The sequence below is a fragment of the Parabacteroides sp. AF39-10AC genome (genome assembly GCF_003635405.1).
In the GTDB taxonomy this organism is placed as follows: domain Bacteria; phylum Bacteroidota; class Bacteroidia; order Bacteroidales; family Tannerellaceae; genus Parabacteroides; species Parabacteroides distasonis.
Genome location: NZ_QTLP01000005.1, coordinates 33,991 through 52,172 on the forward strand (window position 1 = coordinate 33,991; position 18,182 = coordinate 52,172).

General features: G+C 42.0%; 12 protein-coding genes. 2 read left to right on the forward strand and 10 right to left on the reverse strand.

Annotated features, from left to right (window positions below; translation table 11 throughout):
• Window positions 1-253: 253 nt before the first annotated feature.
• Together DW033_RS05930 and DW033_RS05935 are read left to right on the forward strand one after the other, a co-directional pair.
• Window positions 254-1,546, forward strand: coding sequence for a DUF1080 domain-containing protein (locus tag DW033_RS05930; RefSeq protein ID WP_048927982.1), 1,293 nt, complete (start codon window positions 254-256; stop codon window positions 1,544-1,546).
• A 104-nt stretch (window positions 1,547-1,650) separates the two neighbouring features.
• The gene (locus tag DW033_RS05935) at window positions 1,651-4,467 is read left to right on the forward strand and encodes an NPCBM/NEW2 domain-containing protein (RefSeq protein WP_048927981.1); all 2,817 of its coding nucleotides are present in this window, start codon (window positions 1,651-1,653) and stop codon (window positions 4,465-4,467) included.
• A gap of 57 nt (window positions 4,468-4,524) precedes the next feature.
• Here DW033_RS05935 and DW033_RS05940 read toward each other — a convergent pair whose 3' ends face one another.
• The 10 genes from DW033_RS05940 to DW033_RS05985 all read right to left on the reverse strand — a co-directional run bounded on the left by DW033_RS05940 (window position 4,525) and on the right by DW033_RS05985 (window position 18,180).
• The gene (locus DW033_RS05940; RefSeq protein ID WP_005861419.1) at window positions 4,525-4,908 is read right to left on the reverse strand and encodes a hypothetical protein; all 384 of its coding nucleotides are present in this window, start codon (window positions 4,906-4,908) and stop codon (window positions 4,525-4,527) included.
• A gap of 121 nt (window positions 4,909-5,029) precedes the next feature.
• Window positions 5,030-6,208 (reverse strand): glycoside hydrolase family 172 protein, encoded by a 1,179-nt coding sequence (locus DW033_RS05945; RefSeq protein WP_048927980.1) that lies wholly within the window; start codon window positions 6,206-6,208, stop codon window positions 5,030-5,032.
• A gap of 33 nt (window positions 6,209-6,241) precedes the next feature.
• Window positions 6,242-7,657 carry a glycoside hydrolase family 140 protein gene (locus DW033_RS05950; RefSeq protein WP_048927979.1) on the reverse strand — a complete coding sequence of 472 codons (1,416 nt, stop codon included), beginning with the start codon at window positions 7,655-7,657 and terminating at the stop codon, window positions 6,242-6,244.
• A gap of 17 nt (window positions 7,658-7,674) precedes the next feature.
• Window positions 7,675-9,015, reverse strand: coding sequence for a glycoside hydrolase family 28 protein (locus tag DW033_RS05955; protein WP_005861413.1), 1,341 nt, complete (start codon window positions 9,013-9,015; stop codon window positions 7,675-7,677).
• Between the two features lie 111 nt (window positions 9,016-9,126).
• Window positions 9,127-10,716, reverse strand: coding sequence for a RagB/SusD family nutrient uptake outer membrane protein (locus tag DW033_RS05960; protein WP_044546750.1), 1,590 nt, complete (start codon window positions 10,714-10,716; stop codon window positions 9,127-9,129).
• Between the two features lie 12 nt (window positions 10,717-10,728).
• Window positions 10,729-13,905 carry a TonB-dependent receptor gene (locus tag DW033_RS05965; RefSeq protein ID WP_233554135.1) on the reverse strand — a complete coding sequence of 1,059 codons (3,177 nt, stop codon included), beginning with the start codon at window positions 13,903-13,905 and terminating at the stop codon, window positions 10,729-10,731.
• 281 nt (window positions 13,906-14,186) lie between these two features.
• Entirely contained in the window at window positions 14,187-15,197 is a 1,011-nt protein-coding gene (locus DW033_RS05970; RefSeq protein WP_009018300.1) for a FecR family protein, read from the reverse strand.
• 68 nt (window positions 15,198-15,265) lie between these two features.
• Window positions 15,266-15,838 (reverse strand): RNA polymerase sigma factor, encoded by a 573-nt coding sequence (locus DW033_RS05975; protein ID WP_008773822.1) that lies wholly within the window; start codon window positions 15,836-15,838, stop codon window positions 15,266-15,268.
• Window positions 15,839-15,983: 145 nt separating this feature from the next.
• Entirely contained in the window at window positions 15,984-17,495 is a 1,512-nt protein-coding gene (locus DW033_RS05980; RefSeq protein WP_009018301.1) for a Gfo/Idh/MocA family oxidoreductase, read from the reverse strand.
• 13 nt (window positions 17,496-17,508) lie between these two features.
• A complete protein-coding gene (locus DW033_RS05985) occupies window positions 17,509-18,180 on the reverse strand; it encodes a DUF1080 domain-containing protein (protein ID WP_009018302.1) in 672 nt (223 codons plus the stop codon).
• Between the last annotated feature and the right edge of the window lie 2 nt (window positions 18,181-18,182).

The following is an 18,182-nucleotide window of genomic DNA, read 5'->3' on the forward strand; positions in this document are numbered from 1 at the left end:
GCCACAAGCTGCCAAATACAACACGGTGTGTTAAAAATCACCATTCGGCGGGTAATGATTTGGAGACCGTTCTTCTTCATAAATCCGCTTTCCTTTACGTTACCTCGATTTTTCGCCTGTCCTCATTTGTCTTCGCAAACGCCTTATTGACAGGCATTACGAAGACATTTGTCCCTTTTTATTCGTCTTTTCCAGAGATTTTGTGTAAATTTGCCATTCAGTTACAATTTATCAACCTAAATTCTTTATTTACATGGAATCTGTAATGAAAAAAACAGCCGCCACAAGCTTGTTAGCCTCTTGTGCGGTATCGCTGGCCTTGTTTTCCTCTTGTGCCAGTCAAGAACAAAACACACTTACTCCCGAGGAAATCGCCGACGGATGGGTTCTGCTTTTTGATGGAAAGACATTGGATGGTTGGAAAGATTACAACGGGACTACATTGACACAGCCTTGGCATGTAGTGGATGGTTGTATACAAGCCAAAGGAGATGGCAGCGACGCTAGTGGCTACATCGTAACCGATAAAGAGTATGAGAACTTCGAGCTTTCTTGGGACTGGAAATTGTCCAAGGGTGGCAATAGCGGTATGTTGTACCATGTGGTAGAGCGTCCCCAATTCGCTGTTCCTTACGTAACGGGGCCGGAGTATCAATTGATCGACGAGCCGAACTTCCCGGACCCATTGGAAGAGTGGCAGAAATTAGGTGTGGATTACGCGATGCATTTGCCGGATAAATCCAAGATGAAGGTGAATCCGCAAGGCGAATGGAACAACTCCAAGATCATATTCGATAATGGACATGTGGAACATTGGTTGAACGGACAAAAGATCCTAGAGTTCGAGGCATGGACAGACGATTGGCACGCTAAGAAAAATAGCGGCAAATGGGCCAATGCACCGGAATACGGATTGGCGAAAAAAGGTGTGCTTTGCTTGCAAGATCATGGTTATCCCGCATCTTTCCGTAACTTGAAGATCAAAGAACTTCCTCGTAAGGCCGGTAAGGAAGTGAACTTGTTCAACGGCGTGGATTTGACGGGATGGGAACCATACGGTACGGAGAAATGGTACGTAAAAGACGGTTTATTGGTTTGCGAAAGTGGTCCCGATAAGCAATACGGTTATCTCGCTACCCGTGATTATTATGATGATTTTGATCTGACCGTAGAGTTTAAGCAAGAGGCTGACGGAAACTCCGGCGTATTCATCCGCTCTTTCGTTGAGGAAGGCGTGAAAGTAAACGGCTGGCAGGTAGAAGTAGCTCCGAAGGGTCACGATACAGGTGGTATCTATGAGTCGTACGGACGTGGCTGGTTGGTTCAGATTCCGGATGAGAAAGAGAATATCTTGAAAGAAGGCGATTGGAACACGATGCGTATCAAAGTACAAGGCGATAACGTACAGACTTGGCTGAACGGACAGGAAATGGTAAACTTGAATGATGAGAAGATCGGAGCGGGTAAAGGCCGCATCGCCCTTCAGATTCACGACGGTGGAGGCATCAAGGTTCTTTGGCGAAATTTAAAACTTACGACATTATAATAGAACGAAGCTAGATTATAAACCAAATAAGGTGTTTCAAAAGAAGTCTTTTTGAAGCACCTTATTTTTATCATTGATAACACCCTCTTTTATCACTGCATTTTATGAATAAACTTATCTTTACAGCTATCCTTTCGGGATTTGCCGGCCTCTACGCCATGGGCCAGAACGAGATCCGGCTTATGGACATGGACCTAAATAAATCCTACCAAACTTACGGTGGCGCCGTCAAAGGGAAATCAGTTACCAACGAGCCCGCCTCTATACAAGGAAAAACGTATGATGACGTGATCGGGGTACAAGCCAAAAGTCATATCAAGATCGATTTACACAAGAATGCGTCACGCTTTCAAGCGCAGGTCGGGATCGCCGACTCACATATCGATTATACGGATAAAAGCCTCACGGTTATCCCTTTTGTTGACGGAACGAAAATGTATTTCGATACCCGAAAAAACGCCAAGACATTTGTTGGTCTAGAAGGTAAAGACGGAAAAGTACATCCGGGCTCGGCCTTATTTATCTTGAAAGGAGATGACAAGGAGCTTTATAACAGCGGTATCATCAAACTTGGCGATGCCCCGAAAACAATCGATATCCCCCTAAATGGCATAAAGATATTGGATCTTATCGTAGAGCCTACCGACGATGGACCTAGCGGAGATCATGCCTTATGGATCACGCCCCAAATAGAGTATATGGAGATCATCCCCTCGATCGTCTCCACGAGCTATCAAGGGAAAGGACCGGAAGTATCATCCGGTACGGAGAAGAAATTACTTGATAAAATCAAGCAATTACCCCAACAAGGGCTTCCTTTGGAAAACACCTCTTTCGACTGGCTTTTACAACCCTCACGATCAAAAGCCGGCATATATGCGACTCCAGATGGCAAAAGCATCTTATTGTCAAACGGAATGGTAGCACGTATGTTCCGTGTCTTGCCCAATCTTTCCACTCTCGATATCTTTAACCGGATGACCGGAGAAAGTATGCTTCGTGCCGTAAGTAGCGAAGGTAGTTTGACGATTGACGGGAAACGTTGGGAACTTGGCGGGCTGGCCGGCCAGCCCGAGCGCGGATACTTCCAAATGGAATGGGTCGACCAGATGACTACTCGCCCCGGTTCTTTTCTCATTGAGGATTTCCGCATAGAAGAGCTGCAGGAAGATATCAAATGGGCCAGAAGCCGCTGGGCACTGAATAAGAACGTACCCACAGGGAAAAGACTGACTTTCGTATTGAAAGGAGAGAAAGAAACAGAAGGTGTCACCGTAGAACTCCATTACGACTTATACGATCACATCCCGGTTATCCGGAAAAGTATGGAGGTTACCAACAATACCCCGCAGTCCATAGATATCGATGCCTTTCAATTGGAATATCTGGCATTCGCCGAACCGGAGTCGCCCGGCGGTGGAGATCCCTCTAAATTCAGGCTCCCGAACATACATGTAGAAAGCGATTATGCTTGTGGCGGAGAGTTTACCGAGCGGGAAACCGATATCACGGAGAAATGGGTGGCCGATCCGGAATATACCTCCCAACGCAATTATCCTTTGCTAACACCTTGTATATTAGATATATCGCCCAAGATAGGTCCTGATTATACCCTAGCGGCGGGCCAGAAATTCAAATCTTTTAGCGTATACGAGATGCCGTTCGACAGCGGTGATCGGGAACGAAAGGGTTTGTTTAAACGACGCTTACATTATACGGTAGCTCCATGGGCTACGGAGAATCCGATCTTCATGCACCTTACCTCTTCCGATCCGGATGTTATTCGTACCGCTATCGATCAATGCGCTACCGTTGGATACGAGATGGTTATCATCAGCTTTGGATCCGGATTGAACGCCGAGGATATCTCAGAAGAAAATATCGCCAAATATAAATCTTTGGTGGATTACGCCCGCAACAAAGGTGTAGAGTTAGGGTGTTACTCCCTCTTATCAAGCCGTTGGATCAGCGACGAGGTAGATGTTATCAATCCCAAGACAGGTAAACGAGGGGGGATGCGTTTCGGTAGCGCTCCCTGCCTTTGCAGCGATTGGGGATATGAGTATTTTCATCATATACGAACCTTCTTCGAGCGTACGGGCATGCGTTGCTTCGAGCACGACGGCTCCTATCCCGGCGACGTATGCGCATCTACCCACCATACCTATCATAAAGGGCTGGAAGATTCCCAATGGAATCAGTTCCATAAGATAACCGATCTCTATCGTTGGATGTGCGAGAATGGCATTTATATCAATGTTCCCGATTTCTATTTCTTGAACGGGTCTACCAAGACAGGCATTGGTTACCGTGAAGCCAACTGGTCGCTTCCCCGGGATCGACAGATCATCCATGCCCGCCAATTGAATTATGATGGTACATGGGATCGGATGGCTTCGGCATGCTGGAGCTTTGTTCCTCTCGTGGAGTATCAAGGAGGAGGAGAGGCCGCTACCTTGGAGCCCCTCCACGAACACTTGTTCGAATACAAAACACATATGATGCAAAATTACGGAGCTGGTGTCCAAGCTTGCTATCGAGGCCCACGTCTGTATGATACCCCGGAGACCCAAGCGGCCGTAACCGAGGTTATTCAATGGTATAAGAAATACCGCGATATACTCAACAGCGATATGATCCATTTACGCCGACCGGACGCACGAGACTGGGACGGGTTCATACACGTCAATCCTCACAAGAAGGAGAAAGGTCTAGCCATGTTCTTCAATCCGACCCATCAAGAGATCACCCGTACGATCCATATCCCACTCTATTATACCGGCCTGACACAAACAGCCCGCATCCGGGAAAAAGAGCAAAAGCCTGTCACCTACAAACTGAACCGGGACTATACAGTGGAGCTTACGGTTAAAATCCCTGCCAACGGATATACTTGGTATGTGGTTGAAGCAGCCGATTAGAACTAAAATGGCCGGGATAATCGCTACCCCGGCCATTTTATCTATCTATAGACTTCTTTATCTACGTCCGTTACCTAGATGTTTTCTGCCATGTTTATTCCCTTTAGGCTGCTGTTTCTCCAGATATTGTTTGTATTGTTCCTCCGTCAATATCTTTTTCATCTGGGCGTTCTTATCCTCACGCATGGCCAACATCTTTTCCCGTTGCTTCTCACGCTCAGCCTTCATCGCCTCACGTTCTTTCTGAGCCTTTTCCATATACTCTTTTTGAAGTTTACGGAACTCCACCGCTTGTTTCTCATCTAACTTCAAGTCGGCGATCATCTTCTCGCAACGTGCGGACGGATCCATCTTACGCTTGTCCATACGCCTGTTCTCACGAGCGAACACAGAAGTTGAACTCAACAATACAACCAAACACAATCCTATTACCTTTTTCATAAACTACTACTTATTACTTTTATTATAAATTACCTGTTTATGAAGCGCTTCGAAAAAATAGACATCGATAAAAAGGAAAGGTTTAATCAGAAATAACATTTAACATTTTACCACAGGCCATTTACCATCTCGGAATTTCCAAATCATCCTTACTGGGCAATGCCGGGAATTTAGCGTGTGGTTCCGCCTGATACCAGAAAGTAGTCGATGAGATATCCGACTTTTGATTATTATACCTACCATCGTGCCGCCAACCCAAATCTTGAATCGTAACCTTCAGATCCTTTTCAAAACGAACCGGGTCCAAGATATGCCAGCGATACAAGCCGAACGCCGTAACAGCCCGATATAGGCCATCCGGACGGATCACTTGGTGCATTCCCGCATAAGGAGTGGTGAATTCTTGGTATTGATGTGTTTTCTGATTCTCGAAGTTATACGAACCGCAGAAATAATCCTCCGTACCTGTTCCACAGATTGTCGGGTATTCCTTGTCGCCATCCATATAGAACTTGATCTCTCCTTCACCCCACCAACAGTTATCATTGACACGCCAAGCTAAATAAGTTCCGACATATTGTCCCTTTCCCTTGATTCCATCCACCAACGTATGGATAGAGCCTTGTGTCGGGTTGGAACGGCGGAACTGCGCATGGAAATATCCCTCATCCTCCGGCACTTCCGTCAAGGTATAATTAATCTGGTAATACAAACGCATCTCTTCCGCATTATTAATATTCTCCAACGTTATGCGTGCTTTCTTACGGAACGGCATCTTCCAGTAGCAATTGAAAGCGCTCCCGGGATTTACACAGACCGCCAACGAGGAAAGTTGGGCATACTCATTAAAAGCACTGGCGAAGAAATCCCCGACCGGACATTCAACCGAAGGCTCTTTCTCGTCGTCCCAATACATACGGAGTATCGAGAATCGCCAGTTGCCAGTGGGAGTCATCCATATCTGCTGGATAGCCCCCGGGCCATCAATCTCCGCGATAGTAACTGTCTCCCCCGGTTTCACGATAATAAAAGGATTTACTTTCCAGCCTTTCCCCAAATCTTTCGCTGGGCCAGCTGCATTCGCCTTATTCCGGACATCCTTATCTCTCACGGGATCAGCCATCGCTCCTTTCCCTTTCTCCCCCGTAAAATTCTCCGGACTGATCGAACGACTCTGCGCATTCGACAAACGAGAAAGGTTTCCCATATTCATATCCAACCCGTTAAAAGGATACTGCTGGGCATTCGCCCAAAAACTTAACAGCAAAAAGGCTAACAGCAAAACATTGATCTTCTTCATAATGACTTTTATTATTTAAAATTTATACATCGTCTACCTATCATCCGCCTCCAAAATTAAGATCCAATCATTTCCCCTCTCTCCCGCTTCTCCGGGCGCATTGAATGTACGAATTCCCTTATTCTCGACCGCTCCGATCAAAGTTCTCGCCCCATTCCTCGGATTGAACCAATAAGCTTTACCAAAAGATCGCAATTTACTCATTTGTATTCTTACATCCTGCCCTTGACTCAAATAAACTAAAATAAAAGTCTTATCTTTTGCTAAAACGGGAGTGATATAGCTTGCGTCATTGTAATTAATTCCGAACAGGACGGATAGATCCGGACGGAAACGATCTAACGGATACATCGTAAACAAAGACTTTACATAGCGCATACATTCGGCTCCCGGCCTATCCAACGCACCATCCCAAAACGTAAGGCATGGTACATGATATTTACCACCCGGCTTATACATTTGCCAAATAGCGTTATTCCCATATGTATATCCGGCAGCTCCAGAGAAATAAGTCCAATAAGCCTGCATACGAATATCATAGTCATCGTAAATTCCATCCGTAAAATAAGTCGTATCCTTAATCAATCCGTTATCACCTATTATGTCCTCCTTTTTCTTCCCGAACTTAGCATAATCAAAATATTCCCAGAAACGAACCGGTATGTCCTCGTATGAAGGTTCCGCGTTTACAAACGGTTTAATCGGGTTCAATTGAGCATACATACCCGAAAAACGATATACCGGATCCATCCGGCGGTAATGCCCGCTTTGGAGAATATTGAATGATAGCCAAGACTCATTGTGGAACCAATAATGCGAGGAAATCTCTCCCGTCGGATGATAGGACATTAGTTGTGTTCCTCCATTTCCCTCCTGAATTCCTTTCGCCATAGATTGCCAGATCTCGAACTCCTTATCCGTAACCACATTTCTATCACCACCAAGAATCCATATTACAGCTTCATTTTTATATCGGGTTCCCAGTATTTTCCCGTATGTATACGCATTATCTGGATTAAACAATGCTGGATTTCCGTCTTTCTCTACCACATTGTTTGCCCAAGTAGGTAGAAGCCCTATATACATTCCTCGTTTGCCGGCCTCTCGAATCACAAAATCCACCAACTCAAAGTACCCTTCCGTGATTTGGGTAGGGTCTTTATCAACCAAGGGCAAATATCCATACGCATTCGGTTTATCCAAACCATCCAGTTCAGATAAGATAACAGCCTGTATTACCGTAAAGCCCTTTTCTTGCCGGTTATCCAGATAATGAACGATCTCCTCCTTATCCAATACATGAAATAACTCCCAAGCCGTATCCCCCAGCCATAAAAAGGCACCGCCCTCTTTCTTATAAATAATAGGATCGTTCGGACGGACAATCAAATCTTGAGCCAAACAACCCAATACACAAAAAGCTAGACAAAACAAAAGATATTTTCGCATACTAATTCTTTTTAAGATTAAAAACTTACATTATAAATCTCCACGGACCCCACATTATCGAAACAAGAGGCTGGGCCAACTTTCCCATTCTCACAATCTAACCGAACATTCCGTAAAATCACTCGATCTAAATTATGAAGGTAAAGCCCCCAGCAAGGGAGCGCACGATAATCGGTCAATGGCTTCGAGGGAGTACGTCCTACTATTTCTTGATCTTTGTTTCCAACATACGATAAGGAAACATCCGAAAGCCGGACATCTTTCAAACTACTATCTCCCCAACTCTCTACCGAGGCGGCCGCTTTCATTAAACGTGTACCTCTTATATGCTCCAGACAGATCCGCTCTCCCCGGTTCCCCTCATTCAATGTGACTAGAAACGGATTATCCAATTGATCAAAAGAACAGCTAGATATCAATATATCCTTTACTTCCCCAAACGCAGGGAACCATGCGCCCGGTTGGAGCAATATCCCAGAAAGCATATTCCTACGTTTTTGTTCACCGGAAGTCCGATGTGGATATTTTCCCGGACCTCTAAATTCACAATCAACGATCTTTAAACCAGTAGCCGGCATTATCAACCTTATCCCATTGCACGATGAGTTCATATAGCAATTCTCTATTACCATATTCTTCCATAGCCCACCCGCAACAGCATCATCACCCGTATAAAAACGGCAATTTCGGATACGGATATCTTTTCCGCCACGAATATGAATCCCATCCCATCCTTCCTCCACTAAAAGATTATCGAAAGAAGCCCTTTCAATATCATAACTCATAAAAGCATAGTTCGACGCTCTTCGTAGTTTAACTCCCGATATCTTAATCCCTTTCGATCTCGACAAAAAGAGAATATGAGGGCCTCTCATCCCTTCTTCACCTTTTTTATCTTGAATATGGGCACCATCGATTACCCCCTCTCCTGTAATTGACACACCTTCAACTTGATCTCCTAAAAGCAATGCCTTGTTCCAATTCCGGGGTTTTACTTTATAATAAGCCTCATCTTGATTAAGATCGGATATAGAACGGTACTTTTCCAGATTATTTATGCCTTTCACTACGGCATTACTTTCTAAAAATAAGTTTACTTTACTTTTCAGCAGAATACTTCCTGTCAAAAACGTTCCCTCCGGAATGATAACCGTTCCTCCCCCTCTCAAGGAACAAGCTTCTATTGTCCTGTTGATGAACTGGGTATTGTCTGTTATTCCATCTCCTTTAGCTCCAAAATCCACGATATTATAGGTGCTATCATCATTTGAGGCCCAACCTATCCGCATAAAGAGCATAAGCAATACAAAGAGACTCCCCCGAAAGACTCTTACTTTCGATACATCTATCATCTTCATTATTCAATAAGATTTAATATGATCATAAAGGAATAAAAAAAGAATAGGATTAGCGATCCCAAGAGAACCATCCTATTCCTTTTCTTTGATGAACTTTTCAACAAGTTATATCTACTCGTTCTCGTAACCTATGCTTTGTGTCATATTCGGATTATTCTCCATTTCAACCTTGGGTATCGGGAAATACAAATCTTTCGCATCATAATGCGGATTACCAACACGTGTCTTTCCATACCAACGGCTAATCTCCTCATCCAAGACCTTCCAGCGGCAAACATCTTGCCAATGTTGTACGCCCTCACCGCAGAACTCCATGAAACGTTCCTCCCGAATCGCATCTCTCAAATCTTCTCCACTAGCCGTTATATCATGGGAACTATCTCCATTATAAGCTCTTCTTCTTACCAGATTCATATAGTTCCGGGCATTTACCTCATCTCCCGTAGCCTGACAAGCTTCCGCATACATCAAATATACATCCGCCAAACGCATCAAATACATATTAATACCAACCCCTAAATTCAACTCATTCACCGTACTTTTCAACGGATTGTATTTTCGCATGCTCCAACCTTGAATGTCAGCCTCCGTATCCTTATATTTCAGAACCTGCGTCTGCTGTCCATTCATAATAACAGGAGTTCCCGGACGCAAAGCGGCGATATCCAAACGAGGATCTCCATTAAAACGTTTAATATTCGCATCATGAAAGAAAATATTACCCCAACCGGCCGCCTCAACATCTCCACTTGCGTTCTGGAAACATAAGGCAGCGATCAATCCATATTGAGAACCTTCTCCATACCAAAAATATCCGGAAGTGTCCCCATTACGGAAATTAATCTCTAAGATCGATTCTCTATTAAATTTCTCCTGATCCTCATTAAACATCTTCGCATATTCATTGAAAGGGAGCAATTCTTTTCCGGAAGAATCAATAACCTCTTTCAACGCTTTCTTTGCCGCATCATAATTACCCATATACAAATTCGCTTGCCCGATGTAACTAGTAACGGCAACAGAGGTTGGACGTGGATAGTCCGCCCGCTCTTCCCATACGGCAGGTAGCAAAAGTTTGGCTGCCTCATAATCTTTCAAGATCTGATCGTAAACCTCGGCCACCGTGCTACGTTCTATATTTAGCATATCCGGAGTCGATGCTACCTGTAAACGAACTGGTACACCTTTTCTATCGCCCTCCCCGTTGCAAGGATATCCCTCTCCAAAAAACGCTACTAACTGTTGGTGTGCCCAACCTCTCCAAAACAAAGCTTCTCCCTTCATCTGCGAAAGCCTTACTAAATCCGCATCTGTAAACTTCTCCTTGTCGATTCTTTCCAATTGCTCCAATACGGTATTCGCACAAGAAATCATTTTATAATAACCAATCCATAACGTCCCAATGTAAGCATTATCAGAAGTCACTTGATTGGTCGCCAACTGGTTCCAGTTGGCGTCACCAGTCCAAGCCATATCTACCGTATGATCCACACAGAATGTCCCTTTCGCCATAACCCTTTTTCCATACAAAGGCACAGCGACCATATTCGCATAAACTGAAGTTACGATAGTCTCCATATCCGCCATAGATTTAGGGTAGACACTTGGAGATAACGCACTGGGATTTGATAAATCCAGAAAACTATCCGAACAACTATTAAAAGTTAACGCAGCAGCTAATAATATAACTAATTTCTTCATCTTCCTATTAATTTAGAGGGTTAAACTTAAACCGCCCATAATGGTGCGGGTGGAGGGAGCCCGTTTCACAGAATACATATTTCGTTCCAAATATCCACCACCCAATTCAGGATCTCCTTGAAACTTTGTGATAATAAATAAATTATCGCAATTAATATAAAACTTCAAACCTTCTATCTTCAAATGAGAAAGTATTGATTTCGGTAAATTATAGCCGAAATGTAAATTCTTCAATTTAAAGAAAGAACCATCCTCCACAAAATAAGAGGAGACATTCTTGAAGTTTCCATTCGGGTCCTCTTTCGTTACTCGAGGATGTGAAGTTGCCCGGTTCGTCGGACTCCACGCCTCATATACCTTATAAGTCGTATTATAGTCGCCATAGAAACTTCTTTCATAAAGCTTAGCGCTATTAAAGACATCAACACCTGCGTTTCCTAACCAGCCCATACTTAAATCAAAGCCTTTCCATGACAAATTTATATTCAATCCATACATCAAATCCGGCCAAGGATTACCGATATATGTCTTATCCTCATTCGTCACCTTTCCGTCTCCATTTAAATCCTTATATTTCAAATCACCCGGAGCCGTACCTGCTTGTTGGTACAATCCATCCGGAGATTGAGCGTTTAAGGCATCGATTTCCGCTTGGTCTTGAATAATACCATCCACGACATATCCATACATCTGTCCCATCGGTTGTCCATTTTCCGTACGATAAATAGAACTATTCAAAGCCGCATCGCTTCCAGCCCAAATGATCGGATTCACTTGGTCACTTAACTTTACCACTTTGTTCTTGTTGGTAGACAACGTAAAAGCCACGTCATACCTAAAATCTTTATAGGAATCCCTCCATTGAACCATCCATTCGAAACCTCTATTGCTTATCTTTCCGATATTAGCCCGATAAGAAGAAGTCTCGCTAAATGGTTCCGAAGAAGGTCCGGCAGAAGGTGGCACACCTACTGAATATAACATATCGGAAGTTTTCTTATCATAATACTCGATTGTCGTATTCAAGCGATTATCCAGAAAACTTGCGTCAACACCTATATTCCATTGGGCCACGTCTTCCCATTTAATCGTAGCATTCGCAACATTTGAATACCAGAATCCTCTCTGCGTATTTTGCCCATCATATGAATAATATAGATAATTATTCGTAAAAGAAGGTTCATACAAGAATTGAGGAATTGTATTGTTACCAATTTTACCATAACTTCCTCTCAATTTCAATTGAGACATCCATGTTATATTATCCTTTACGAAGCTCTCTTTTCCCACATTCCAACCGACAGAAGCAGAAGGAAACACACCAAACCGATTCTCTGGACCAAAGTTATCATAACCATCCCGACGAATACTAGCCTCTAGCAAATACCTGTCATCATAAGCATAGTTTACACGAGCGAACTGGGATAAACTACGACCTTCCGTTTTCGTTCCGGATACATCTTTATCTCCCGTACCTAAACTAATATCATCCGAAGGCTGAACCAAAAAGCCGTTTTTCCAACCACCTGCCGAAGAAGCCGTCGCCCGATAAGCCTCGTAGCCAACCATACCTTTTACATAGTGTTTCTCCCCAAAAGTATGGTCATAGGTCAATGTATATAACATACGTAAATCATAACCGGAGCCATAATCTTTCGAGTAATAATCCTGTTGAGATAAAGATCCCAAATTCCATGACTCTAAAAACAAATTATTCGCATGGGAGTCAAAATTGGCAGAGAAATTCGCTTGGAATTTTAAATCATTGATAATCTCCCAATCCAAAATCGCATTTGCCCGGGCCCAAAACCTACGTTCATTCTCATGATGAGACATTAGTGTAGCCACATGATTAGGTCCCTCGTAGTAACCACCTGCCGGATGTTTTCCCCAACCTCCACCAGCTTCGTTGGTATTATCATAAGGCACCATCGTAGGAACTTGGCGGTAATAAACATAATCATTATTCGTCTGCCCATACAAATGGGGATCCGTATTATTAAAACCAACAGTCAGGATCTCGGAAAATTTCACGCGTTTACTTATATTTGTCTGGCTAGCCACACGGAAATTACCCGCATCCTCAAATGAATAACGTTCGATAAACTGATTCTTGTAGAACTCCGCAGACATATTAAATGTAGTTTTCTCATTACCACCCGTCATCTGTAAAAAATAGTTTTGCCTAAAAGCATTACGCCAAACCAGATCTTCCCAGTCTGTATCTGGTAGCGAAGCGGGATTATCCCAGCCGGAATTGGGATTATTAGGGAAGCCTGCCGCCAATTTCCGGTCAATAAAGTCCGCGGTATGCAGCATATCCGGCAAATCGATCGGAGTCTCTATTCCAAAGTTTACTCTCGCATTAATAGAAAGTTTCCCTATCTTTCCCTTTTTAGTGGTAACAAGGATCACACCTCCTGCTCCCCGAGCACCGTAAATAGCAGTCGAAGCCGCATCCTTCAAGATCTCGATAGATTCTATATCATTAAAATTAGGAGCGCTACCCGGCACTCCATCCACGATCCACAACGGATCTGCGCCATTGATAGAAGCCGCTCCACGAATGATAATATTCCCATTGGAAACATTGACACCTGCCACACGGCCTTGAATAACATGCGACACATCCATATTTAAATCATTAAAATCATCCGTCTTAATAGAAGCCACAGATCCCGTTACATTCGACTTCTTCTGCACGCCATAACCAACAACGACTACCTCATCCAGTTTTTGAGTATCTTCCTTCAAGTTTATCATTAAACTTGATTTTCCGTTCACAGCTACATCTTGAGTATTAAACCCAATATACGAGATCTGTAAAATACCGCTATCATTTATATTTAATGAGAAATTTCCCGAAATATCCGTTACCGTTCCATTCGTAGTTCCTTTCTCAACAACATTCGCTCCGATAATCGGTTCACCGTTACTATCCACGACAGTACCAGATACCAGCTTTACATTACCGGCAGTCTTTAAAGTTACGACAATTGAATGCCCTGTCATCGTATATTGCAAGTCTCTTTGATGCAGTACATCATCTAACAAACGCCGAATCGGCTGATTCGTCACGTTTAAAGTTACCTCTTTCTTTCCTTCCACTATAGCATCCCGATAAGAGAATATATATGTGGTTTGTTTCTCTACAGCCTCAAAAAATTGCTTTAATGTAGCATTCTTCATGGAAAGAGTGACACTTCCTGTCTGAGCTAATACCAAAATAGGATTAAAAAACAGAAATAGAGCCAAAAAAATTATATAGCTACATTGATTTTTTCTACTTTTGAACATATATTATTTTTTAAAATTGATACAATCCGTTTTATGGCTTGATCGCCATTCTCGTAAATGGAGTATTAATTGGGGAACCGGAAAATCTCGACCATTTTTCGGTTCCGTTTTTATTATGAAGAATCTTGTCGCATAAGAACTGATTTAAGGTTATACATTTTATTTTCACTCGCTCAAGGATGTATAAAGATATCATCTCCTCGTATATCATATGTAAAGTCATAATGCCTCTCTAAAAGGTCCATTACATCTACGATATATTCACTATCAAAATTTCCGGTAAATAAGTCATTCGCTAAAGAAAAATCATTCAAATGGATATTCACGCCATATCTACGCTCTAGTTTGGCCAAGACATCACTTAATTTCGTTGATCGAAAAACGAGGTCTCCTCTTAACCACGCCGTTTCAAATCGATTATCTGTTTTCTCCACGGTTATAATACCCGATTCTTTATTGAACAATGCTTTTTCATTTGGTTTTAGATAAACGACACGAGAAGGGTCTGAACAAGTCTGTATCTTGATCCGTCCCGATATCAAGGCCATTTCCATGACATTCTCCCGCTCATACGAATACACATTAAAACTTGTGCCCAACACTTCTATATCCAGATATTCAGTATGTACCACGAAAGGTTTATCCTCATTCCGAGTCACCTCAAAATAGGCCTCTCCCTCTAAATTGACCTGTCGAAGCTCTCGACCGAAATCGTGAGTGTAACTTAAGCTCGATTCCGCATTTAGTTTTACTTGTGTTCCATCCGGTAAAGTCACCCCCGATCTTTCCCCTCTATCGGCATGAACCACTAAATTGCCAATGCTACCCTTCTGATCGACTGGATTGAAATATAAATAACCAGACAATATACTTAATAAAGGTATTAATAGTATTGCGGCGATACGAGCCAGTTTCCTAAACACCATAACGAATCGTTCTTTTCTCGTTCGATTTTGAATCTCACTGAACATATCTCGTATGATTCTCTCATCAACCTCTTCAAAGGGTCGCCCATTTTCCCATAAATGAGACAATGACAGCGATAATTCATCATCATCAGACAAATTAACCAAAAGCCGTAGTGTTTTCAACTCTTCCGTAGAGATCGTATGATCCATGTACTTTGAGAGCAAATAATATGTATGTGATTCCTGCATAATATCCTTTTTATAAGGTATACACATGAGCCGTTAATTTATAACATGCCTTTTTAGATGTTATAAAACATAAGAATATTATTTTTCAATTTTATTTATCCGATAAAGAAAAGAGAGAACAGCAAAGCATACTTACCGAGCTCCTTTCTTAAAACATGTAAGGCTTGCGATAACTGGTTACGCACAGATTGTTCTGAAATTAAGGCTTTAGCCGCTATTTCTGTTATAGTTATACCTTGTTCCTTATTTAACTCAAACAGTTCTCGTTGGCGAGGTGTCAACTTTTGTTTCGCTATTTCCAGTCTATGGTTAAATTCCTCAAAAGATAATTTACGTTCAATCGCTGTTTCCTCTCCATCTCCAGACTCATTCAGTACAACATCTTCCAAAAAAAGCGGACTATTTGCCTGCCTACGAAACTCATTCAATAATTGGTTCTTGGCCATCGTAAATAGGAAAGCACTGAAAGACATATCTAAATCAATTTGTTCTCTCCGCACCCACACTTTGATAAATGTCTCTTGTACAATATCTTTTGCAAGAGCATCAGAATGAGTCAAGTGCAATGCGAACGCATATAGACGTGAAGCGTATGATTCATACAGTTTCGTAAAGTCTCTGTATGAACCGCTTCGTAATCGTTCTAGGTATATCCGTTCTACATCCATCTCCTCTAGCACATATTGACCGAACAAATATAAAATAAAAAAATAAGAAGAGGTTATTTCCTCTTGAAAAGAAATAACCTCTATCTACTACAGATACTCTTTAACTAAATGACATCCAACAGAAGTTCACGACCTTTCTATGTTCTCAGAATGGCATACTGGGTAAACTAAACCCATTATTATAAGTATGCTTAATCCACTCATTCGCAACATCAAGAGCATTAAAGTCCGCAAAACGACGATCAAAACGAGGATCACCATCAACAACTTTAAAATCATCAACTGTTACAATCTTAATTGTGTCAGTAGGAGATATATTGGTAAATTTCATATTCTCTCCATCCCATAACAATTCTCTATGTAGCCCATGAAGACCAGAAAGACGTACCGCAAGAACTCCCATTACTACCATTTCATTAAAAGGTCCGGAGAATTGGAAATTTGAAGATGATTCTACTCGGTTTTCTGGAGATTCTTTACAAGCACGAATCCAATCTTGCTCATGGGCATTCGTAGACCAAATATTGCCATTACCTCCTTTAACTCTTGGTATTGAAGGCTTAGGCTGGTTAAAATGTTCCATATCAGATACGGGCAATAAAGTTGGATTCATTCCATAACAGCCAGTCATGATTTTCCCTTTTGTCCCAATAAAAATAATACCACCATTTTCATCTCCCATCATTTGTCCATCTTTTAATTCCTCCGGACGAGGAGGCATTAAACCTCCATCATACCAATATACCTTAACCTCTGGCATTTTTGTGTTTCCTTTTGGGGGACGAGCCGGGAACGTATAAGTTACAATTTGTGCATGAGGTGGCGAATATAAATTACTCAAGGTTGAACTACCTATCACACTTATCGGATACTTCAAATCAAGTGCCCAATAAAGTGGGTCCATAATATGGCAAGCCATATCTCCTAAAGCACCCGTTCCAAAGTCCCACCATCCCCGCCAATTCCAAGGTGTATAAACTGGATTATATGGTCTTTTTTGCGCCGGTCCAATAAACAAATCCCAATCAAGAGTCTTCGGGCATTTCGGATTATCGCTAGGCCGCATTAATCCTTGAGGCCAAATCGGACGATCTGTCCAACAATGAACTTCATATACTTCCCCAATAACACCGGATTGAATCCACTCTGCTATTTGACGACACCAATCAAAAGAATTTCCTTGATTACCCATTTGCGTCGCTACTTTATATTTTTTAGCGAGTTTTGCTAGTAAACGAGATTCATAAACAGAATGAGTTAAAGGTTTTTGAGTATAACAATGCTTCCCTAATGTAATAGCATGAGCAGTAACTCCTGCATGTGTATGGTCTGGAGTAGCAACCAATATCGCATCAATTGATTTTCCGAACTCATCGAACATAACACGCCAATCTTTAAATTTTTTTGCTTTTGGATAATCATTGAAAGTCTTCTCTGCATATCTCCAATCTACATCACATAAAGCCACAATATTCTCTGTACTCATATTCCGTAAATTACCACGGCCCATTCCACCGACACCAACTCCAGCAATATTCAATTTATCACTTGGTGAAGTAAACCCATGCGTTTTACCTAAAACAGAATTTGGTACGATCGTTAAACCTGCTGCTAAAGCTCCTGTCTTCAAAAAATCTCTTCTTGATATATGTCTCATAATAATGATGATTTTAAAGTTGTTTCAGTTGAATATTCCTAAACCAAATATTAGATTCTCCATGTTTCCCTTGCAAACCAATATAACCTTTTGTTGGCATATTCGCATACGGGATTGGTAGCCATTCCGGAATCTCTGTTCCATCTGGATTTGTTGTTCCAGAAGTCCAATCTGCTAAATTAGCCGAAACAATATGTTTTCCATTCAATTCGATATCTATCTGCTGACCTTTAGCAGTGATAATCATTCGGTTCCATTCTCCCGGTTTCTTCACGACCAATTGTTCATTTGCTCCTTTATGTCCATAAATAGAACCACAACGCCAATATTCTGGATATGATTGCCATTCAGGATGATGATCATCCGCTATTTGAATCTCAATGGAAGATGGGATCCAATTACCCTTATCCGTACAATAAATCACAACCCCACTATTTGTATTCACATCTGTCTTGAATTCTAAATCCAAGATAAAATTTTCATACTGCACCTTTGTCCAAATAGATTGATCGGCTGTGGCAGTAAGTATGCCATTTTTAAAGGTCCAAACCGAACTATCATAATCAGCATTTGATAAATCTTTGTCAAATAATGGTCTATAATCAGTTTCGACCCTACACGATATTAATAACAAAAGTATAATCAATACGGTAAATACTCTTTTTACATTTATAAACTGTTTCATAT

Excerpts from the sequence above, each read along its gene's own strand:
- DW033_RS05965 (WP_233554135.1), bottom strand. The coding sequence starts at position 13,905 with ATGAAGAATGCTACATTAAAGCAATTTTTTGAGGCTGTAGAGAAACAA.
- DW033_RS05960 (WP_044546750.1), bottom strand. The coding sequence starts at position 10,716 with ATGAAGAAATTAGTTATATTATTAGCTGCTGCGTTAACTTTTAATAGT.
- DW033_RS05945 (WP_048927980.1), bottom strand. The coding sequence starts at position 6,208 with ATGAAGAAGATCAATGTTTTGCTGTTAGCCTTTTTGCTGTTAAGTTTT.
- DW033_RS05950 (WP_048927979.1), bottom strand. The coding sequence starts at position 7,657 with ATGCGAAAATATCTTTTGTTTTGTCTAGCTTTTTGTGTATTGGGTTGT.
- DW033_RS05970 (WP_009018300.1), bottom strand. The coding sequence starts at position 15,197 with ATGTGTATACCTTATAAAAAGGATATTATGCAGGAATCACATACATAT.
- DW033_RS05985 (WP_009018302.1), bottom strand. The coding sequence starts at position 18,180 with ATGAAACAGTTTATAAATGTAAAAAGAGTATTTACCGTATTGATTATA.
- DW033_RS05930 (WP_048927982.1), top strand. The coding sequence starts at position 254 with ATGGAATCTGTAATGAAAAAAACAGCCGCCACAAGCTTGTTAGCCTCT.
- DW033_RS05980 (WP_009018301.1), bottom strand. The coding sequence starts at position 17,495 with ATGAGACATATATCAAGAAGAGATTTTTTGAAGACAGGAGCTTTAGCA.
- DW033_RS05935 (WP_048927981.1), top strand. The coding sequence starts at position 1,651 with ATGAATAAACTTATCTTTACAGCTATCCTTTCGGGATTTGCCGGCCTC.
- DW033_RS05940 (WP_005861419.1), bottom strand. The coding sequence starts at position 4,908 with ATGAAAAAGGTAATAGGATTGTGTTTGGTTGTATTGTTGAGTTCAACT.
- DW033_RS05975 (WP_008773822.1), bottom strand. The coding sequence starts at position 15,838 with ATGGATGTAGAACGGATATACCTAGAACGATTACGAAGCGGTTCATAC.
- DW033_RS05955 (WP_005861413.1), bottom strand. The coding sequence starts at position 9,015 with ATGAAGATGATAGATGTATCGAAAGTAAGAGTCTTTCGGGGGAGTCTC.